We start from the raw sequence: 18,754 nt of genomic DNA on the forward strand, positions 1-18,754 counted from the left end.
TGTCGGGCTCCCTCAGACCTCGTACGGCTGGACGACGATGAAGTTGCCGGGAGCGCCGCGGAACTGGAGGTTCACGGTCTCCCCGCTGTGGCCGGGGTAGGCGTTGCGCCGGAGCCGGACCTGACTGGAGATGATCACCTGGGAGGCGGCCGACCACGCCACGATGGCGTTGCTGTCCGCGAAGGTGGTCGGGGTGACGGGCAGGACGACCGGGACGCCGTGCGTCTTGACGATCACCGTGCCGGTGCCCTGGAACTGCATGGTGAACAGGGCCCCGCCCGGGATGCCGTGGCCTTCGATGCGGCGGACCTCGTGCTGGAGCGACTCGTCGAAGGCGAGGACGCTTTCGGCGGAGACGCAGATTCCGTCGCCCTGGAGCTCGATGGCGTGCAGGTGGGCACCGTTCTCGGCGAGGAAGACCTGGCCTCGGCCGGTGCAGCGCATGAGCTGCATCTCCTGGCCGGTGGCGTTGCCGACGATGCGGCCGGCGAAGCCTGCGCCCTTGTAGCTGAAGTCGACCTTGCCCTGGTAGAGCACCATGCTGCCCTGGCGGGCGAGGACGGCCTGGCCGCCCATCGACAGGTCGACGCGCATGAGCTGCTGGTTCTGCGGGGTCCAGCGGGCGCCCGTGGGGGCTTCCTTGTACGGCTGGAGGGCGGCGGCGAGGCCGGCTCCGGCGGGGGCGGCGCCCTGCGGGGCGTACCCGGGCTGCTGACCGGGGACCTGCCCGTACGCGGGCGGCTGCTGGCCCGGGACCTGCCCGTAGCCCGGCTGCTGACCGTAGGGGGCGGGGGCCGGGGCGGGCGGCGGAACCTGGCCGTACGAGGGCTGCTGGGGCGGCTGGCCGTAGGGCGCCGGGGCCGGCGGGGCCATCGGCGCGGCCATGGTGGGCGCACTGTGCTGCGGGTACGCCTGCGGCTGCGGGTACGCCTGCGGCTGCGGGGCCGGCGCGGGGGCCGGGGCGGGCACGGGCGGCGCGCCGAAGGAGGGCGCGGGAGCCGGGGCCTGCGGGGCCGGAGCCTGCGGGGCCGGGGCCGGGGCGCCGAACGACGGGGCCGGAGCGGCCGCCTGCGGGGGCGGGGCGAATCCGGGCGCGGCGCCGGCCTGGGCGGCCGGTGCCTGCTGCTGCGGCTGCTGCTCCTCCTCGGCGACCTCGCCGCCGAAGTTCTTGAGCAGCGCGTCGAGTCCGCCGTCGAAGCCCTGGCCGACGGCGGCGAAGCGCCACACGTCCTTGAGGTAGAAGTCGCCGAGCATCACGGCCCGCTCGGTGGTGAACTCCGCGCCCGTGAAGGCGTACCGGACGACCTCTTCGCCGCCCGCCACGATCCGGATGTGGCCCGGGCCGATCTGCGACATCTGGCCGGCGCCGTCGATGGTGGCGGTGAAGGACAGCTTGTGGATGGAGGCCGGCACGCGGTCCAGGGTCACCCGGAAGGATTCCGTGTCACCGGCCTGCGCGCCGAGCTGCTGGATGGACTCCTCGGGCGACTTCGGCTGGTTGAAGAAGACGAAGTAGCGGTCGTCCGACAACTGTTCGTTCGCGTCGAGGCCGAAGCAGCTGATGTCGAAGGTGAGTCCGGGCCCGGCGATCTGGACACCCACATACAGATCGGTGCCCGCCGTCAGATCACTGATCTTGGCCTTGTGGCCCCGTTGGAATTCCCTTGCCATACGTAACGACCGTCCCCCATCCCGACTGTGAATGCGTGCCGCTCAGGCTAACGGCAACGGCCGACATCCGGCCAAGTCGGTACCGACCCGGTACATATCACCGTGTGTGACAGCCCGGGTGGAGCCGGGCTATTCGTCCCGGGCGGCGGGAACCTTCGGGAGGCGCTCGGCGGCGACGATCCCCTCCAGGTATCCGCGGGCCCGCTCGGTCCGCGGATACGCCTCCAGCAGCTCCCAGAAGCGGGGACCGTGGCCGGGCACGAGGAGGTGCGCCAGCTCGTGCAGGAGTACGTAGTCGACGACGTACTCCGGCATTCCCTGGAGGCGGTGCGAGAGCCGGATGCTGCCCTCGGCCGGGGTGCAGGAGCCCCAGCGGGTGTTCTGGTTGGTCACCCAGCGGACGGAGCGGGGGCGGGCCCGGCCGCTGAAGAACTGCTCGGACAAACGCTCGGCGCGCTCGGTCAGTTCCGCGTCCCCGAGGGTGCGCTTGCTCTCCTGGGCAGCCAGCTTGTCGAGCATGACGCCCACCCAGCGCTGCTCCTCGGCCTCCGACATCCGGGCAGGGATCAGGACGACCGTACGGTCACCCTCGCGATAGGCGGATACGGTCCTGCGGCGGCGCGCGCTCCGGCGGACTTCGACGGCGCGCTGCGGTGGGTCGGCGGACACGCCACGAAGGTACCCGGAACCCGTCACGGAAGTCCCGCCCGTCCGCGGTTCGAACACGATCGATTCGCGGTCGATATCCGGGGCGCACCATTTCTCCATCTCATATGCCTAATAGGCCTCGCCTGTGGACAAATTCCTGCACGGTATGCGGCGGACGGGCAGTGTTGCGGAGGAACGGAAAGGGGGCGGCCCGAGTGCCGCCCGTGGAATCGAGGGGGACGGTCATGTATCCGAAGGTGAAGCCGGCGCTGGCCCGGGCGTGGCGGGATCTGCACACCGTGCAGTTCGGGGTGACCCCCGCGCACGCGGTGGTGCTCGGCCCGGTCGACACGGCGACGGGCACGCTCATCGACCGGATCGACGGGACGCGGCGGATGGAGCTGTTGCGGGCGGAAGCCTCGGGGATGGGGCTGCCGGAGGGCCGGGCGGACGAGGTGGTCCGGCGGCTGGCGGGGGCCGGGCTGCTCGACGACGCCACGGCGGGCGGCCCGCGGGCCCAGGCCGTGCGCAAGCGGCCGGAGACCCTGGAGCGGCTGGGACCCGATCTGGGCTCGCTCTCCCTGGTGCACCGTGAACCGGGCGGGGACTTACGGGGCATCGCCGCGCGCCGGGCGATACGGGTCCAGGTGCGCGGGAGCGGCCGGGTGGGCGCGTTGATCGCATCGGTCCTGGCGGGGGCCGGCGTGGGCGGGGTCGAGGTGCTCGACGGTGGCCGGGTGGAGCCGGGGGACGTGGCACCGGGCGGGCTCGGGCCCGGGAGCGTGGGCCGGCTGCGGGCGGAGGCGGCGGGCGGGCTGGTGCGCGAGTCGGCCCCCGGTCGCGCCCCGCGGGCCGGGGAGGGCGCGGGCCCGGAGCCGGGGCTCGCCCTGGTGGTGGTCGCGCCGCGCGACGGACTGCACGCCTGGGCCCCTGATCCGGACACCGCGGCCGACTGGGTCACCACGGGCATCCCCCACTTGTACGCGGGGGTGTTGGAGGGCACCGGGCTGGTGGGGCCGCTGGTGCTGCCCGGGGCGACGGCATGCGCGGGGTGCATGGAGCGCGACCGCGTGGACCAGGATCCCGCCTGGCCGAGGATGCTGGTGCAGTGGCGGTCTACCCACCGCCGGCGGACGGGCGCCGCCTGCGACCTGGGGCTGTCCACGGCGGTGGCGGGCCTGGCCGCGGCCCACGCGCTGTCCTTCCTCGACGGCGAGCTGCCCGCTTCCACGGCATCCCGCTGGGAGGCCGCCCTGCCGGGCCTCCACTGGCAGCACACCGCGCTCCGGCCCCACTCCGACTGCCCCTGCGGTGCGAGCGCCGGCCGCCGGGCGGCGCTGCAAGGGGCGGGAGAAGGATCGGGCGGAGATCCGCCGGGAGGGCCATGACAGGATGCGTGGGTTGGAGGGGCATTCCCGAACCGCCGCTTGCGGCGCAGCTGTCTGGGACATGGAGGGGCGTATGTCTGATCTTCCCCGGAAGGCGGTCACCCGTACCGTCAAGCTGGCCGCGCTGCCGCTCGGCATCGCGGGTCGGGCCACCTGGGGGCTGGGCAAGCGGATCGGCGGCAAGTCGGCGGAGATCGTGGCGCGCGAGCTCCAGCAGCGCACCGCCGAGCAGCTGTTCCGCACGCTCGGGGAGCTGAAGGGCGGTGCCATGAAGTTCGGGCAGGCCCTGTCGGTCTTCGAGTCGGCCCTGCCCGAGGAGGTCGCAGGGCCCTACCGGGCGGCGCTGACCAAGCTTCAGGAGGCGGCCCCACCGCTGCCCGCCGCCACCGTGCACCAGGTGCTCACGGACCGGCTGGGCGCGGACTGGCGGGACCTGTTCGAGGAGTTCGAGGACAAGCCGGCCGCGGCGGCCTCGATCGGGCAGGTGCACCGGGCGGTGTGGCACGACGGCCGGCAGGTGGCGGTCAAGGTCCAGTACCCAGGGGCCGGCGAGGCACTGCTGTCGGACCTGAAGCAGCTGAGCCGGTTCGCGGGGCTGCTGGGCCCGCTGATACCCGGCATGGAGATCAAGCCGCTGATCAAGGAGTTGCGCGACCGGGTCGCGGAGGAGCTCGACTACGAGCTGGAGGCCGAGGCCCAGCGGACGCACGCGGACGCGTTCGTGGACGACCCCGATGTCGTCGTGCCGGACGTCGTGCACCAGGGCGACCAGGTGCTGGTGACCGAGTGGCTCGAAGGGACGCCGCTGTCGGAGGTGATAGCCGACGGCACGCAGGAGGAGCGCGACCGCGCCGGGCAGTTGCTGGCCCGGTTCCTCTTCTCCGGGCCCGCGCGGACCGGGCTGCTGCACGCGGACCCGCACCCGGGCAACTTCCGGCTGATATCGGGGGCGGACGGCCGGATGCAGCTGGGCGTCCTGGACTTCGGCACGGTGGACCGGCTGCCCGGCGGCTGGCCCAAGCCCATCGGCAAGTCGCTGCGGATGACGCTGGACGGTGATGCCGAGGGGGTCTACGGGCACCTGTGTGCCGAGGGGTTCGTGAAGGAGTCCATCGAACTGGCCCCCGACGCGGTGCTGGACTACCTGAAGCCGATCATCGAGCCCGCCGAGGCCGAGGAGTTCACCTTCACCCGGCCGTGGCTGCGCGGTCAGGCGGCGCGGATCGCCGATCCCCGCTCCCCCGCGCACCAGTTGGGCCGGCAGATCAACCTGCCGCCCTCGTACCTGCTGATCCACCGGGTGACGCTGAGCACTATCGGGGTGCTGTGCCAGCTGGGCGCGACCGTACGGCTGCGTGACGAACTGGACAGCTGGCTGCCGGGGTTCGCTGCCGGGGAGTGACGGGCGGGTCCGTCACCACCAGGAGGAGTCGAGCCTGCCCTCGATCGACCTGAGATTGGCGCGCGCGCAGTCGACGCAGAAGTACTGTCTGGTCCCGTTCTCGACCGAGCAGGTCCAGGTGATCGGGGCGCCGTCGGGAGACCGGGCACCGCAGCGCGCGCAGACGACGGGCTGGGCCTCGGGTCCCGACTGGGCGGGGCGGGGAGTCGGCTGGTCCACCTCCAGACGATATCGCCGTGCGGGGTGGACAGCCCCTCGCAACGCACCGGGGGGACCGGTCCGTTCGGACCGGTCCCCCCGGGACTTCTTCTTCTCTGCTCTTAGTGCATGACGGCCATGGCCAGCGCACGCCGGGCGCGCAGCGAGACGCGCTCGGCTCGCCGCTGCATGCGGCGGGCGGCGACCAGGCGCACGGCGAGACGCTCGGCGTCCGCCTCACGCATGCGGTCGTCCATATGGGCACGAGCCAGGGCTTCTGGGATGAGTTGCATTTCGCGGGTCCTGTTCTGACGCGAGGTGATCGCGCCGGCGGTGATGAAGTCTGCGTGGGCGGAGCCGTGCGGCTGCTCGCTCGTGGAGTGGGCGGTCATGAGGGCCTGCTTCAGGGGGTCGTGCGTGAGGGGGCGGTCGATGGTTCCGTTGGCGGTCATGCCGCGACAACCGGGTTCTTGCGCGGGCGGCCACGCGGACGCTTCCGGGCGACGACGACACCCTGGACGAAGAGCTCGCCACCCCAGACACCCCAGGGCTCGCGGCGCTCGGTCGCCCCGGCGAGGCAGGCCTCGACCAGCGGGCAGGTCCGGCACAGGGACTTGGCGTACTCGACGTCGGCCGGGGACTCGGCGAAGAAGACCTCGGGGTCGAAGGTGCGGCAGGGAACCGGGACGCCGAGGTTCTCGATGGCGTCGTCGAGCGCGGAGAGCGCGGTAAGCGGGGTCAAGGTGTGGTCCTCCGGGACTGCGGGCGGGGAGATCGTTTGGGTCTGCGGTACGGACGGGGCGTGCGCTTCGAGTTGCACGGTGGTTTCTTCCTCGTCTTGTTCGGCTAGTCGTTCCGGCCGGTCGGCCGGGTTCGGCTGGGCTGTCCTCACACCGACTGGCTCTGCCAGTCCCGAGGCTCCTTCGCTGCGTCGCCCCCGTTCGGGGACAAACAGAAGGGCCGCGGATCCCGGGTGGGGTTCCGCGGCCCTGAAGGCGCCGGCCAGATCATGCGATCAGGCTGGATCACTCCAGGGTTCGAGCCCGCGGAAGGCCCACATCAGGTGGTGCTGGTGCTTCGTCTGCTTCGTCTGGCGCTTAAATCCGGCACTGGCGGCACCGGCTGCGGCGGCGGAGCCATAGGCGCCATGTGCCTGGGCTTCTGCTGCCAGTACTGCCACCGGTGCCTGGGTCGGTCGCTCATTGCGCTCGCTGACGCTGCCCGGAAGGGTCGCCAGCAGGGCGGGGCGGGCCGCGGAAATCGCGGACACACCGGTACCCAGGACGGAGACGGAACCGAGCAGGCAGGAGGCGGCAACCGAGCGATCGGTCATTTTGGTGAAGGTCATGAAGCTGGTCACTGGTCTCGCCTCCTCTCGGCGTCTCGGGGACGGGGCCCGGGGGCCTGTCCCATGCGTATTCGGATAAGTACAGCACGGATCCAGGGCTTCGGAGAAGCCACCGTTTCCGTTGCTAAGAACCTATGGGGATTCGCTGGGCATGTGCAAACTATTTTTCCGACGAGTTTCTACGCGTCGTCAGATTCTGCGGCCTCAGGCTCTTGACCTGCACAGATGGCCAACACGTCGGCTCCGTACCGCTCGAGCTTGCGTCCACCCACGCCGGAGATCATCGAGAGCTCTCCCTCCTCGGAGGGCGCGGCCTCCGCGATCGCCATCAGCGTCTTGTCCGTGAAGACGCAGTAGGCGGGCAGGCCCTGCTCCTTCGACTGGCCCGCACGCCAGTCGCGCAGCCGCTCGTAGAGCCCTTCGTCCATGTCGGACGGGCAGTCCTCGCAACGCATCAGTTTCAGCTCGCCCGCCTCGGTCAGGGTCTTGCCGCAGACCCGGCAGAGCACCGGCCCGCGGCGGCCGCGCTTGCGGGCCGACCGCTCCGCCACACCGCCCGGCCCGCTTCCCGGGGCCACGGAGCCCGGCCGCAGGCCGTTCAGGAAGCGGCTGGGGCGTCGGGAGGCCCGGCCGCCCGGAGCGCGCGAGAGCCCCCAGGAGAGACCCAGGTGCAACCGCGCCCGGGTGACGCCGACATAGAGCAGCCGGCGCTCCTCCTCCACCTGCTCGTCGGTCTTGGCGTAGGTGATCGGCATCATGCCGTCGGTGAGGCCGACGAGGAACACGGCGTCCCACTCCAGGCCCTTCGCCGCGTGCAGCGAGGCCAGGGTGACGCCCTGGACCGTCGGGGCGTGCTGGGCGGCCTTGCGCTCCTCCAGCTCGATCGTGAGGTCCGCCAGGGTGGCACCGGGCCGGGCGCGGGCGAAGTCCTCGGCGAGCCGGACCAGCGCGGCCAGCGATTCCCACTGGTCGCGCACGGCGCCGGAGCCGGCCGGCGGCTCGGTGGTCCAGCCGGTGGAGCTGAGCACGGCCCGGACCTGGGAGCCGAGCTCGACGACATCGTCGAGCAGCGGGTCGTTCCCGCCGGAACGGGCGGCCCCGCGCAGCGCGAGGATCGCCTTCTGGACCTCCTGGCGCTCGAAGAACCGCTCGGCTCCGCGCAGCTGGTACGGGACCCCCGCGTCGGCCAGGGCCTGCTCGTAGACCTCGGACTGGGCGTTGATGCGGTAGAGCACGGCGATCTCGCCGGCCGGGACGCCCGCCGCGATCAGGTCCCGGATCCGGTGCGCCACGCCCTCGGCCTCGGCGGGCTCGTCGGGGTACTCGGCGTACACCGGGTCGGGGCCGGCCTCGCGCTGCGAGATCAGCTCGAGGCGGTGCTCGGCGGCCCGGCCCTTGGCCTGGTTCAGGAGCCCGTTGGCGAGGTGGACCACCTGGGGGGTGGACCGGTAGTCGCGGACCAGCTTGACCACGGTGGCCTGGGGGTAGCGGGTGCGGAAGTTCAGCAGGTGGTCGGGGGTGGCGCCGGTGAAGGAGTAGATCGTCTGGCTGGCGTCGCCGACGACGCAGAGGCTGTCGCGCTCGCCGAGCCACAGGTCCAGCAGCCGCTGCTGGAGGGGGCTGACGTCCTGGTACTCGTCGACGACGAAGTGCTGGTACTGGGTGCGGATCTGCTCGGCGATGTCGTGGCGGTCCTGGAGGATGCCGACGGTCAGGAGCAGCACGTCCTCGAAGTCGATCATTCCGCGGTCGCGCTTGAGCTGCTCGTACGTCCCGTAGATCTGGGCGATCTCGGCCAGGTCTCTCGGTGCCTCGCGGCCCGACTTGAGGGCGGCCGCCGGATAGTCGGCGGGCACGGTCTGGGTGACCTTGGCCCACTCGATCTCACCGGTGACGTCGCGCAGCTCGTTCCGGTCGAGGCGGATGCGGCAGCGCGCGCCGGCCTCGGCCACGAACTGGATCTTGCGCTCCAGCAGCCGGGGCACGTCCCCGCCGACCGCCTTGGGCCAGAAGTACTGGAGCTGGCGCAGGGCGGCGGAGTGGAAGGTGCGGGCCTGGACCCCGCCCGCGCCGAGATTGCGCAGGCGGCCGCGCATCTCTCCCGCGGCGCGGTTGGTGAAGGTGACGGCCAGCACACTGGCCGGCATGAGCTGGCCGGACTGGACCCCGTAGGCGATGCGGTGGGTGATCGCGCGGGTCTTGCCGGTACCGGCGCCCGCCAGCACGCACACCGGCCCGCGCAGGGTCGTCGCGACCTCGCGCTGCTCGGGGTCCAGGCCCAGGAGCACTGCGTCTGCCGAGTCGGCGGAGGCGGGGCCACCCGGGAACGATGAGGAGTGCGTTGCTGCTGTCACCCCGCCATGCTGCCAGGTCTCGTGGGTCGGGCGGGAAACCTGTCCACAGGCCACCCGCATCCGTCGTACTTACGGGAATGGCAGGGGGGTCCCGTACGTTCGACTACTCGGACCACCGAGGCCCCACGAAGGAGAGCGCAGCATGCAGGACACGGGCACCGTCACGATGTACAGCACGACCTGGTGCGGCTACTGCCGTCGGCTGAAGACCCAGCTGGACCGGGAAGGCATCGCGTACAACGAGATCAACATCGAGCTCGACCCGGCGTCCGCGGCGTTCGTGGAGAAGGCCAACGGCGGCAACCAGACGGTCCCCACCGTTCTCGTGACGTCGGTCACGGGCAGCGAGTCCGTGATGACGAACCCGAGCCTGGCCCAGGTCAAGCAGGCCCTCGCCGTCTGATCCGCCCCGCACACAGAGTGGCCCCCGCCTCGGCGGGGGCCTTCTGCGTCTGCCGGCCGACGACGTGCGTCAGGCGGTGGGGCCGGGCTTCGGGAGCGGCTTGCCGTACCAGAGCTCGACCAGGCGGGCGGCGATGGAGATGCCTCCCGCCGGGGGGTGGACCTCGCCCGCTTCGATCGCCGCGCGCAGGTCGTCGCGGGAGAACCATCGGGCTTCCTCGATCTCCTCGCCGTCCACCGTGATCTCGGAGGTGGTGGCGCGGGCCGTGAAGCCCAGCATCAGGCTGTACGGGAACGGCCACGGCTGGCTGGCCACGTACTCGACCTCGCCGACCCTGACGCCCGCTTCCTCCCACACCTCGCGGACGACGGACTGCTCGATCGACTCGCCCGGCTCCACGAACCCGGCGAGGGTGGAGAAGCGGCCCTCCGGCCAGTGCACCTGGCGGCCCAGCAGCGCGCGGTCCTGGTCGTCCGTGACCAGCATGATCACGGCCGGGTCGGTGCGCGGGTAGTGCTCGGCGCCGCAGCCCGGGCAGCGGCGGATGTGGCCGGCTGCCGCGACCACGGTGCGCTCGCCGCAGCGGGAGCAGAAGCGGTGCATCCGCTGCCAGTTCTCCAGCGCCACCGCGTGCACCATCAGCCCGGCGTCGCGCGGGTTCAGCAGCAGTCCTGCCTCGCGCAGGCCGGCCGCGCGGGCCGACTGGTCCATGCGGCCCGGCAGCGAGTCCTTCTGGAGCGCGAAGTACCGTACGCCGTCCTCGTCGGTGCCCAGGAAGTAGCGGTGCGTCTCGGTGACCGGGGCCTCGAAGGCCGGGGTCATCACGATGCCGGTGCCCCCGTCCGGGGTGTCGTCGATCAGCACCTGGCCGCCGGAGACGACGAAGACGCGGGTCGCCGGGTGGCTCCAGGCGGCGGCCAGCCAGGCCTCGTCGAGGCGGTGGTGCGCGGCACGGTCGATTCCGCTGGGCGCGGTCAGCGAGATCGGGCGCTCGGTATGGATGCTCACGGGTACTTCCAACTCCCCCGGTGGTGGGACAGGCAGGTGGGCGTCAGGCGGATGTGCGGTGGGACGCGGCCAGGTCGCCCCAGAGGTAGGCGGTCGTCTCGACGCCCTTGAGGAGCAGGTCCAGCTCGACCTTCTCGTTCGGCGAGTGCCAGCCGTCGGAGGGCACCGAGATGCCGAGGAAGAGGACGGGCGCTCCCAGGACGTCCTGGAGGTCGGCCGCGGGTCCCGAGCCGCCCTCGCGGGTGAAGCGGATCTTCTGGCCGAAGGCGCGGCCCATGGCCCGTACGACCGACTGCAGCGCCGGGTGGTCCAGCGGGGTCAGGCACGGGCGGGTCGGTGCGCCGAAGGTGATGGAGTGCCGGATTCCGGCCGGGACTCGTGCCGCGACCCACTCCCGGACGGCCGCCTCGACCTCGTACGGGTCCTGCCCCGACACCAGGCGGAACGACAGCTTCAGGTGGGCGGAGGCGGGCACGATGGTCTTGCCGCCGGGGCCCTGGTAGCCGCCGCCGATGCCGTTGACCTCGGCCGTCGGGCGGGCCCAGACGCGCTCCAGGGTGGAGTACCCGGCCTCGCCGGCGGCCGCGTGGGACTTGGCCGTGCGGAGCCACTCGGACTCGTCGAAGGGGAGCTCGGCGATGAGCGCGCGCTCGGCGTCGGTGAGCTCGGCGATGCCCTCGTAGAAGCCGGGGATCGTGACCCGCCCGTCGGCGTCGTGCAGGGCCGCGACCAGGCGGGCGGCTGCGGTGGCCGGGTTGGGCACGGCTCCGCCGAAGGCGCCGGAGTGGATGTCCTGGTCCGGGCCGTGGAAGTCGATCTCGCAGTCGGCGACGCCGCGCATGCCGGTGCAGACGGTGGGGGTGGTCTCGGACCACATGCCGGTGTCGGAGACGATCACGACATCGGCGGCGAGCTCGGCGGCGCGGGACTCGACGAGGTCCCGGAAGTGGATGGAGCCGGACTCCTCCTCGCCCTCGACGATCAGTTTGAGGTTCACGGCGGGGGCGGCGGCGCCGGTGGCCGCCAGGTGCGCCCGTACGCCCAGGGTGTGGAAGAACACCTGGCCCTTGTCGTCGGCGGCGCCGCGCCCGTACATCCTGCCGTCGCGGATCACCGGCTCGAACGGGTCGGTGTGCCAGCCGTCGGCCACGGCGGCGGGCTGCACGTCGTGGTGCCCGTACACGAGGACGGTGGGCGCGTCCGGGTCCTCGCTCGGCCAGTGCGCGAAGACGGCGGGGGCGCCGCGGGTCTCCCAGACATCGGCGACCGGGAAGCCGGTCTCCTTGAGCTTCGACGCGAGCCATTCGGCGCTGCGGCGTACGTCGCCCGCGTGCTCGGGCTGCGCCGAGACGGAGGGGATGCGGAGCCACTCGGCGAGGTCGTCGAGGAAGGCGGCGCGGTGGGTGTCGATGTACGTGCGGACGGCGCTGTCCGGCGGGGTGTCGCTCATGCCCCCGAGCCTAGCTGTCCGCCTGATGGTCACCGCCGGTGTCCGATTTGCCTTGGAGGATCCGCTCAAGGCGGGCCCGGTCGGGGAGGTTGCGGGGGCGGATCACGCGGCCGCTGCGAACGTGGAGAAAGGCCGCGGTGACCTGGTCGAGCGGGGTGCCGGTGGCTTCCGCCCAGGCCAGGCGGTAGACGGCGAGCTGGAGGGGATCGGCCTCGGTGGTGCGGCCGGTCTTCCAGTCGACGATCTCGTAGCCGGTGTCCGTGCGGTAGACGGCATCGATCCGGCCACGGATGACACGGCCCGCGAGGGTGAGCTGGACCGGGGCCTCCATGCGGTGGGGTGGCCGGTCCGCGTATTCGCTCCGCTCGAAGGCGGCCTTGAGGGAGTCGAGGTCGGCCTCGTCGGCGACCTCCTGGTCAGATCCGGGCAGCTCGGTGGCGGGGTCGAGCACGTCGAGCAGCGGGAGCGGGAGCTCGTCGAAGCGGGACTCGACCCAGGCGTGGAAGCGGGTGCCCTGGCGGGCGGCGGGCTGCGGGGGCGTGGGCATGGGGCGGGCGAGGTCGCGGGCGAAGCCCTGTTCGTCGGCGGCGAGCCGGAGCAGCTGGCTGGCCGAGAGGGCGGCCGGGAGTTCCACGTCGCGGACGGCTGCGCGGGCACGGCGGAGCTCGCCCTCCAGGGCGTCGAGGTCCCGGTCCCAGGAGGCGACGGCCCTCGCGTCCTCGGGGGTGAGGGGGTTCGGGCCTGCCGCCGCCTGCCGCCCGGCGGGGGTGGGGGCCGCGGCCCAGGCCTCGCCGTCCCAGGGGTCGTCGGCGTCCGGCTCCGGCGCGGGGGTGGGCGCCTCGGGGGCCGTTGGATCGGGGCCCGTCGCCTCGGGGGCCCAGAGGTCGTCCTCCGGCCAGGCCTCGTCGTCAGGCCACGGTTCGTCCTCGTACGACGGGTCCTCGCAGTCCGGGGGCCAGAGGTAGGAGTCCTCCTCCGGCGGGGCCGGGGAGGCGAGGTAGGACTCCACCAGGGCCGCCGCCGAGCGGCGGAGGGTCAGGGAGTCCGGGTCCAGGGGCAGCGGCCAGGACTGGTCCCGGGTGGATTCGGCGGACAGGGCCGGGTTCTCCGCGTCCGGGGCGGGCTCGTCCGCCCAGGCCTCGATCTCGCCGAACCCGGCCGCGCAGTGCTCGTACAGCGCGGTCAGGAAGGCGGAGGGGCCGCGGCGCTTCTTCTGGGTCGGGCCCCACCAGTGGCCCGAGGCCAGCAGGAGGGAGCGCGGGCGGGTGAAGGTCACGTAGCCGAGGCGGAGTTCCTCCACGGACTTGTGGTCCTTCAGGGCCGTCTTGAAGGACTTCAGCCCGGCCGAGGTCCAGGCCGGGTCCCCCGGCAGGGTGGGCGCGTCGCCGCGCAGGGCGTACGGCAGCACCTTCGCGTACGAGGTCCAGGACTCCGGCGCCTTCTCCTTCGGGAAGGATCCGGCACACAGGTCGGGGACGACGACCACGTCCCACTCCAGGCCCTTGGACTTGTGGGCGGTGAGCACCTTCACCGTGTTCTCCCCGCCCGGCAGGGCGTGGTCCAGGCCCTTCTCGTACTGGGCCGCCGTGCGCAGGAAGGCGAGGAAGGCCAGGAGGGTCGCCTCGCCGTCCAGGGCGGCGAAGCCCGCGGCCACGTCCATGAAGTTCGACAGCGTCTCGCGCCGGCGGGCCGCCAGCGCGTGCGGGGACGCGGACAGTTCCACCTCCAGGCCGGTCGCGGCCAGGACCCGGTGCAGGACGTCCATCAGCGGGTCGGCGAGGGACCGCCGCAGGTCGCGCAGCTCCTGCGCGAGGTGCGCGAAGCGGACCCGGGCCTCGGCGGAGAACGGAAGGCCGTCATCGGACTGGCCCGCCCCGTCCAGGAACGTCTCCAGCGCGTCGGCCAGCGACACGATCTCCGCCGGGTCCACGCCCTCGACGGCCGCCGCGAGCCGTTCGTCCGGGTCCGCCTCCGTGTCGGACGGCGACCGCCCCACGAGCAGTCGCGCACGGCGGCCCAGCAGGGCCAGGTCGCGCGCGCCGATCCGCCAGCGCGGGCCGATGAGCAGCCGGACGAGGGAGGCGTTGGCGCCCGGGTCCTGGAGGACCTCGCAGACGGCGACGAGGTCCGCGACCTCCGGCAGGTGCAGGAGCCCGGAGAGTCCGACGACCTCCACCGGCACGTCCCGGGCCACCAGGACGGCCTGGATCCGCGCGAAGTCCGCGGCGGACCGGCACAGGACGGCGATCTCGCCCGGCTCCGTCCCGGTGCGGACCAGGTGCGCGACGGAGTCCCCGAGCCACTCCAGCTCCTCGGCGTGGGTCTCCAGCAGCGCGCACCGTACGAAGCCCGCGCGCTCGGCGCCGGGCGCCGGGCGCAGCGCCTCCACCCCCTCGTGCATGGCGCGCAGCGGCTCGGCGAGCCCGTTGGCCAGGTCGAGCAGGCGGCCGCCGCTGCGCCTGTTCTCGCTGAGCGAGAGGCGGGTGGCGGGGGTGCCGTCGGCGTGCGGGAAGTGCTCGGGGAAGTCGTCGAGGTTGGCCACGGAGGCGCCGCGCCAGCCGTAGATGGCCTGGCAGGGGTCGCCGACGGCGGTCACCGCGTGGCCGGTGCCTGCACCGAACAGCCCGGACAGCAGCAGCCGCTGCGCGACGGAGGTGTCCTGGTACTCGTCGAGCAGGACCACCCGGAACTCCTCGCGCAGCAGCGCCCCGACCTCGGGCCGGGTGGTGGCGAGCTGCGCGGAGAGGGCTATCTGGTCGCTGAAGTCGAAGAGGTCGCGGGAGCGTTTGGCGGCGCGGTAGCGGGCGACGAGCTCCAGGAGCTCGAGGCGGCCGCGCACGGCCTCGGGGACCTTGCGGAGGTCCTCGTTGGTGAGCTTGGCGTCGGCGAGCTCACTCAGCAGCCCGGTGTCGTACGTACGCAGGCGCTCCGGCTCGACCAGGTGCTCGGAGAGCTCCGCGTCGAGCGCGAGCAGGTCGCTGACCAGGTCGGGCAGGGACTTGGTGAGCGAGGGGTAGGGGCCGGGGGCCTCGCGCAGCACCTTGGCGGCGAGCTGGAAGCGGGTCGCGTCGGCGAGGAGGCGGGAGCTGGGCTCCAGGCCGATGCGCAGGCCGTGGTCCTTGAGGAGCTGCCCGGCGAAGGCGTGGTACGTCGAGATGCGCGGCTCGCCGCCGGCCGCGTCGGCCTCGGCGGGCGAAGGGTCCGGGTCGGTGATGCCGGCCCGCGCGAGGGCCGTGCGTACGCGCTCGGACAGCTCCCCGGCGGCCTTGTTGGTGAAGGTCAGGCCGAGGACCTGCTCGGGGGCGACCGCGCCGGTGCCCACCAGCCAGACCACGCGGGCGGCCATGACGGTGGTCTTGCCGGATCCGGCGCCCGCGACGATCACCTGGGGGGCGGGCGGTGCGGTGACGCAGGCCAGCTGTTCGGGCGTGAAGGGGATGCCGAGGAGCTCTTTGAGCTGCTCGGGGTCGGTGAGGACGGACGGACGCGCGGACACGTTAAGAGGCTAGCCGCCCCCACGGACAGTCCCCGCTACTCGACCGTCTGGCGGCCTTCCGGGCGGGCGCTGCACGAGCTGCGGAAGGAGCAGTGGTCGCAGTGCTTGCCCGCGGCGGGTGCGAAGCGCTCGTCCAGGACCCGGCCGGCGGCGGTGGCGAGCAGGTCGCCGACCCACTCGCCGTCGAGCGGCTGCTGTCCCTGGACCTTGGGGACCTCGTCACCGCCCTCCTTCTTGGGCGCGCCCTGGCGCAGCTGGACGAGTTCGGCGCCGCCGGATGCGGGGCGCAGGCCGTCGAAGACCTCGTCGACGGCGCCTTCGCGCACGGCGAGCTGGTAAACGGCGAGCTGGGGGTGGCGCGCGACCTCGTCCTTGGTGGGCGCGGCCTTGCCGGTCTTGAAGTCGACGACGTACGCGCGCCCCTGCGGGTCCGATTCGACGCGGTCCATGGAGCCGCGGATCCGGACGGTGTGGTCGCCCGCTTCGAGTGTGACGTCGAACTCGTGCTCCGTGGCCACGGCCGCCCGGCCCCCGCGGTCGGTGGCGTGCCAGCGCAGGAAGCGCTCGAGGGCGGCGCGGGCGTTCTCCTTCTCCTGGGCCGATTTCCAGGGCGCGTCGAAGGCGAGGCCGTCCCAGACGGAGTCGAGGCGTTCCATGAGGACGGCCAGGTCGGCGGGGGTGCGGCCGGAGGCGACCTCGTCGGCGAGGACGTGGACGACGTTGCCGAACCCCTGGGCGGCGGTGGAGGGGGCGTCGGCCTTCACCTCGCGGCCGAGGAACCACTGGAGCGAGCAGCTGTTGGCGAGCTGGTCCAGGGCGCTGCCGGAGAGGGCGACGGGCCGGTCCCGGTCGCGCAGCGGGACGCTGCTGCGGGTGGGCTCGTACAGCCCCCACCAGCGCTGCGGGTGGGCGGCGGGGACCAGCGGGCGGTCCTCGTCGTCGGTGAGCGCGGCGAGGCGGGCGAGGCGTCGGGCGGCCGCGTCGCGCAGGGCGGGCGAGGCGTCGGGGTCGACGGTGGTGGCGCGCAGCTCGGCGACGAGGGCCGGGACGGCGAGCGGGCGGCGGGGGCGGCCGGTGACGTCCTTCGGGATGACGCCGAGCTCGGTCAGGAAGCGGGAGGGCTGGTCGCCGTCCTCGGCCGGGGCCTTGACGGCGGTGACGACGAGGCGGTCGCGGGCGCGGGTGGCGGCGACGTAGAAGAGGCGGCGCTCCTCCGCGAGGAGCGCGCCGGGGGTGAGGGGCTCGGCGAGGCCGTCGCGGCCGATGCGGTCGGCCTCGAGGAGGGAGCCGCGGCGGCGGAGGTCGGGCCAGAGGCCCTCCTGTACGCCGGCCACGACGACCAGGGACCACTCCAGGCCCTTGGAGCGGTGGGCGGTCATCAGCCGGACCGCGTCGGGGCGGGTGGCGCGGGTCGTCAACGTGTCGGCGGCGATGTCCTCCGCCTCCAGTTGTTCGAGGAAGTTGAGGGCGCCGCGGCCGCCGGTGCGTTCCTCGGCGCGGGCCGCGGTGTCGAAGAGGGCGCAGACGGCGTCGAGGTCGCGGTCGGCGTTGCGGCCGGCCGCGCCGCCGCGGCGGGCGCTGCGCTCCAGCCGCTGGGGCCAGGGGGTGCCGTCCCAGAGGGTCCACAGGGCCTCTTCGGCGGTGCCGCCGCCCTGGAGGAGCTCGCGGGCCTTGCGCAGGAGCAGGCCGAGGCGCTGCGCTCCGCGGGCGTAGGCGGGGTCGTGCGCGGTGAGCCGTTCCGGCTCGGCGAGGGCGCGGGCGAGCAGGACGTCGGAGGGTGCGGGCACCTTGACGCCTGCGGCGCGCTCCTCGTCGCGGAGGGCGCGGCCGAGGCGGCGCAGATCGGCGGCGTCCATTCCGCCGAGCGGGGAGGTGAGCAGGGCGAGGGCGGCCTCGACGCCGATACCTCCGGCGGGGTCGGCGGGGTTCTCGGGGCCGGGCCCCGGGTCCGGCTCGCCTGCGGCGGGCTGGTCCTGCGGACCGGGGGATGATCCCAGCCCACCCGCCCCGGAGTCGCGAGCAGGCTCGCGCACGTCGGTGGAGCCGGGTGCGGGTGGTGTGTCCGGGGTGGACGGGGGGAGGGCGGCGGCGGCCGTGGCTGTGGCGCGGAGGGCTGTCAGGAGGGGGGCTACGGCCGGTTCGTGGCGGAGGGGGGTGTCCGCGCCGTCCGTTTCGACGGGGACGCCCGCCGTGATCAGGGCGCGCCGCATCGCCGGGAGGGTGCGGCCGCCCGCGCGGACCAGTACGGCCATGTCCTGCCAGGGCACGCCGTCCTCCAGGTGGGCCCTGCGCAGGATGTCGGCGATGTTGTCCAGCTCCGCACCGGCCGTGGGGTAGGTGTACACCTCCACCCGGCCGCCCTCCCTGGTGGCATGGAGGGCTCGGTGCGCCCGTACCGCGGCCGCGGGAAGCCGGGGCAGCGGCATGCGGGTCGTGAGGAGGCGGGTCGCCGCGAGGATGGCCGCGCCCGAGCGGCGGCCCACCGTCAGCGCCTTGACCGCCGCGCCCGGGAAGGCCGACTCGAAGTCCAGGACGTTGTTGATGTCGGCGCCGCGGAAGGCGTAGATCGACTGGTCGGGGTCGCCGAAGGCCACCAGCGTGCCGCCGGGGCCGCTCAGCGCCCGCAGCAGCCGCAGCTGGGAGGCGTCCGTGTCCTGGTACTCGTCCACGAAGATCGCGTCGTAGGAGGAGGACAGGGCGGGGGTGCCCTCCGCCAGGAGGACCGCGCGGTGCAGGAGTTCCGCGTAGTCCAGCGTGCCCTGCAGGTCCAGGACGTCCAGGTACTCGGAGAGGAAGGCCGCGGCCGCCTTCCAGTCCGGGCGGCCGATGCGGGTCGCGAAGGAGTCGAGCGCGGACGGGCCCAGCCCCAGCTCGCGCGCGCGGGCGAGCACGGCGCGGACCTCGTCCGCGAACCCGCGCGTGGTCAGCGCGGCCCGCAGGTCGTCCGGCCAGCGGATGGAGCGGATCCGGCGCTGGCCCTCCAGGAGGGTGCGGACCATCACGTCCTGCTCCGGGCCGGACAGCAGCCGCAGCGGATCGGCGAAGAGGTCGGTGTCCTGGTGGGCGCGGACGAGCCCGTAGCAGAAGGAGTGGAAGGTGGTCGCCTGCGGAGCCCGCGCGCCGCCGAGGCGCAGGGCGGCCCGGTCGCGCAGTTCCACGGCCGCCTTGCGGCTGAAGGTGAGGATGAGGATCCGGGCGGGGTCCGTGCCCGCTTCCACTCGGGCGGTGACGGCCTCGACCAGCGTGGTCGTCTTCCCGGTGCCCGGTCCGGCCAGGACCAGCAGTGGTCCGCCGGTGTGGTCAACCACCGCGCGCTGCGCTGCGTCCAGGACAGGGGGGTCCACCCGTTCCGGCCCGGTACGCACGAGGCGGTACGCGTCAGGAGTCC

14 protein-coding genes are annotated in these 18,754 nt (G+C 73.4%); 3 read left to right on the forward strand and 11 right to left on the reverse strand.

From position 1 onward, the window contains the following. Positions 1–12 precede the first annotated feature (12 nt). Together JIW86_RS15580 and JIW86_RS15585 are read right to left on the reverse strand one after the other, a co-directional pair. Positions 13–1,671: a TerD family protein gene (locus JIW86_RS15580; RefSeq protein ID WP_257554281.1), complete on the reverse strand. Its 1,659-nt coding sequence runs from the start codon at positions 1,669–1,671 to the stop codon at positions 13–15. A 129-nt stretch (positions 1,672–1,800) separates the two neighbouring features. Then, positions 1,801–2,439 carry a M48 family metallopeptidase gene (locus JIW86_RS15585; protein WP_416237569.1) on the reverse strand — a complete coding sequence of 213 codons (639 nt, stop codon included), beginning with the start codon at positions 2,437–2,439 and terminating at the stop codon, positions 1,801–1,803. 125 nt (positions 2,440–2,564) lie between these two features. Between JIW86_RS15585 and JIW86_RS15590 the strand changes: the two genes are divergently transcribed. Both JIW86_RS15590 and JIW86_RS15595 read left to right on the forward strand, forming a co-directional pair. After that, a complete protein-coding gene (locus tag JIW86_RS15590) occupies positions 2,565–3,707 on the forward strand; it encodes a ThiF family adenylyltransferase (protein WP_257554283.1) in 1,143 nt (380 codons plus the stop codon). A 73-nt stretch (positions 3,708–3,780) separates the two neighbouring features. After that, positions 3,781–5,109, forward strand: coding sequence for an ABC1 kinase family protein (locus tag JIW86_RS15595; protein ID WP_257554284.1), 1,329 nt, complete (start codon positions 3,781–3,783; stop codon positions 5,107–5,109). A 12-nt stretch (positions 5,110–5,121) separates the two neighbouring features. Here the strand turns inward: JIW86_RS15595 and JIW86_RS15600 are convergent, their stop codons facing one another. The 5 genes from JIW86_RS15600 to JIW86_RS15620 form a co-directional block, all read right to left on the reverse strand. Continuing rightward, positions 5,122–5,328 carry a hypothetical protein gene (locus tag JIW86_RS15600; protein WP_215148229.1) on the reverse strand — a complete coding sequence of 69 codons (207 nt, stop codon included), beginning with the start codon at positions 5,326–5,328 and terminating at the stop codon, positions 5,122–5,124. Positions 5,329–5,429: 101 nt separating this feature from the next. Beyond that, positions 5,430–5,759, reverse strand: a complete 330-nt coding sequence (locus tag JIW86_RS15605; RefSeq protein ID WP_215148227.1) for a hypothetical protein — start codon at positions 5,757–5,759, stop codon at positions 5,430–5,432. Further along, complete coding sequence (locus tag JIW86_RS15610) at positions 5,756–6,127, reverse strand: WhiB family transcriptional regulator (protein WP_215148226.1); 372 nt, start codon at positions 6,125–6,127, stop codon at positions 5,756–5,758. The genes JIW86_RS15605 and JIW86_RS15610 overlap by 4 nt, the downstream gene beginning before the upstream one ends. Before the next feature lie 195 nt (positions 6,128–6,322). Beyond that, positions 6,323–6,667 carry a hypothetical protein gene (locus JIW86_RS15615; RefSeq protein ID WP_374199326.1) on the reverse strand — a complete coding sequence of 115 codons (345 nt, stop codon included), beginning with the start codon at positions 6,665–6,667 and terminating at the stop codon, positions 6,323–6,325. Positions 6,668–6,834: 167 nt separating this feature from the next. Further along, positions 6,835–9,069, reverse strand: a complete 2,235-nt coding sequence (locus JIW86_RS15620) for an ATP-dependent DNA helicase UvrD2 (RefSeq protein ID WP_322975524.1) — start codon at positions 9,067–9,069, stop codon at positions 6,835–6,837. Between the two features lie 82 nt (positions 9,070–9,151). On the opposite strand from JIW86_RS15620, the gene JIW86_RS15625 reads away from it, so the two are divergent. After that, positions 9,152–9,412 (forward strand): mycoredoxin, encoded by a 261-nt coding sequence (locus JIW86_RS15625; RefSeq protein ID WP_257554286.1) that lies wholly within the window; start codon positions 9,152–9,154, stop codon positions 9,410–9,412. A 69-nt stretch (positions 9,413–9,481) separates the two neighbouring features. Here the strand turns inward: JIW86_RS15625 and nudC are convergent, their stop codons facing one another. The 4 genes from nudC to JIW86_RS15645 are packed head-to-tail and all read right to left on the reverse strand — an operon-like array spanning position 9,482 to position 18,731. Beyond that, positions 9,482–10,432, reverse strand: a complete 951-nt coding sequence (nudC, locus tag JIW86_RS15630) for an NAD(+) diphosphatase (protein WP_215148219.1) — start codon at positions 10,430–10,432, stop codon at positions 9,482–9,484. Between the two features lie 31 nt (positions 10,433–10,463). Continuing rightward, positions 10,464–11,870: a dipeptidase gene (locus JIW86_RS15635; RefSeq protein WP_257554287.1), complete on the reverse strand. Its 1,407-nt coding sequence runs from the start codon at positions 11,868–11,870 to the stop codon at positions 10,464–10,466. 10 nt (positions 11,871–11,880) lie between these two features. Further along, positions 11,881–15,366, reverse strand: coding sequence for an ATP-dependent DNA helicase (locus JIW86_RS15640; protein WP_257554288.1), 3,486 nt, complete (start codon positions 15,364–15,366; stop codon positions 11,881–11,883). A gap of 35 nt (positions 15,367–15,401) precedes the next feature. Beyond that, positions 15,402–18,731, reverse strand: coding sequence for an ATP-dependent helicase (locus tag JIW86_RS15645; protein ID WP_257559330.1), 3,330 nt, complete (start codon positions 18,729–18,731; stop codon positions 15,402–15,404). Between the last annotated feature and the right edge of the window lie 23 nt (positions 18,732–18,754).

This window comes from Streptomyces sp. NBC_00162, from assembly GCF_024611995.1.
Taxonomy (GTDB): Bacteria; Actinomycetota; Actinomycetes; order Streptomycetales; family Streptomycetaceae; genus Streptomyces.

Coding starts and splice junctions, on each gene's coding strand:
- JIW86_RS15580 (WP_257554281.1), bottom strand. CDS start 1,671: ATGGCAAGGGAATTCCAACGGGGCCACAAGGCCAAGATCAGTGATCTG.
- JIW86_RS15585 (WP_416237569.1), bottom strand. CDS start 2,439: ATGGAGAAATGGTGCGCCCCGGATATCGACCGCGAATCGATCGTGTTC.
- JIW86_RS15590 (WP_257554283.1), top strand. CDS start 2,565: ATGTATCCGAAGGTGAAGCCGGCGCTGGCCCGGGCGTGGCGGGATCTG.
- JIW86_RS15595 (WP_257554284.1), top strand. CDS start 3,781: ATGTCTGATCTTCCCCGGAAGGCGGTCACCCGTACCGTCAAGCTGGCC.
- JIW86_RS15605 (WP_215148227.1), bottom strand. CDS start 5,759: ATGACCGCCAACGGAACCATCGACCGCCCCCTCACGCACGACCCCCTG.
- JIW86_RS15620 (WP_322975524.1), bottom strand. CDS start 9,069: ATGCGGGTGGCCTGTGGACAGGTTTCCCGCCCGACCCACGAGACCTGG.
- JIW86_RS15625 (WP_257554286.1), top strand. CDS start 9,152: ATGCAGGACACGGGCACCGTCACGATGTACAGCACGACCTGGTGCGGC.
- JIW86_RS15635 (WP_257554287.1), bottom strand. CDS start 11,870: ATGAGCGACACCCCGCCGGACAGCGCCGTCCGCACGTACATCGACACC.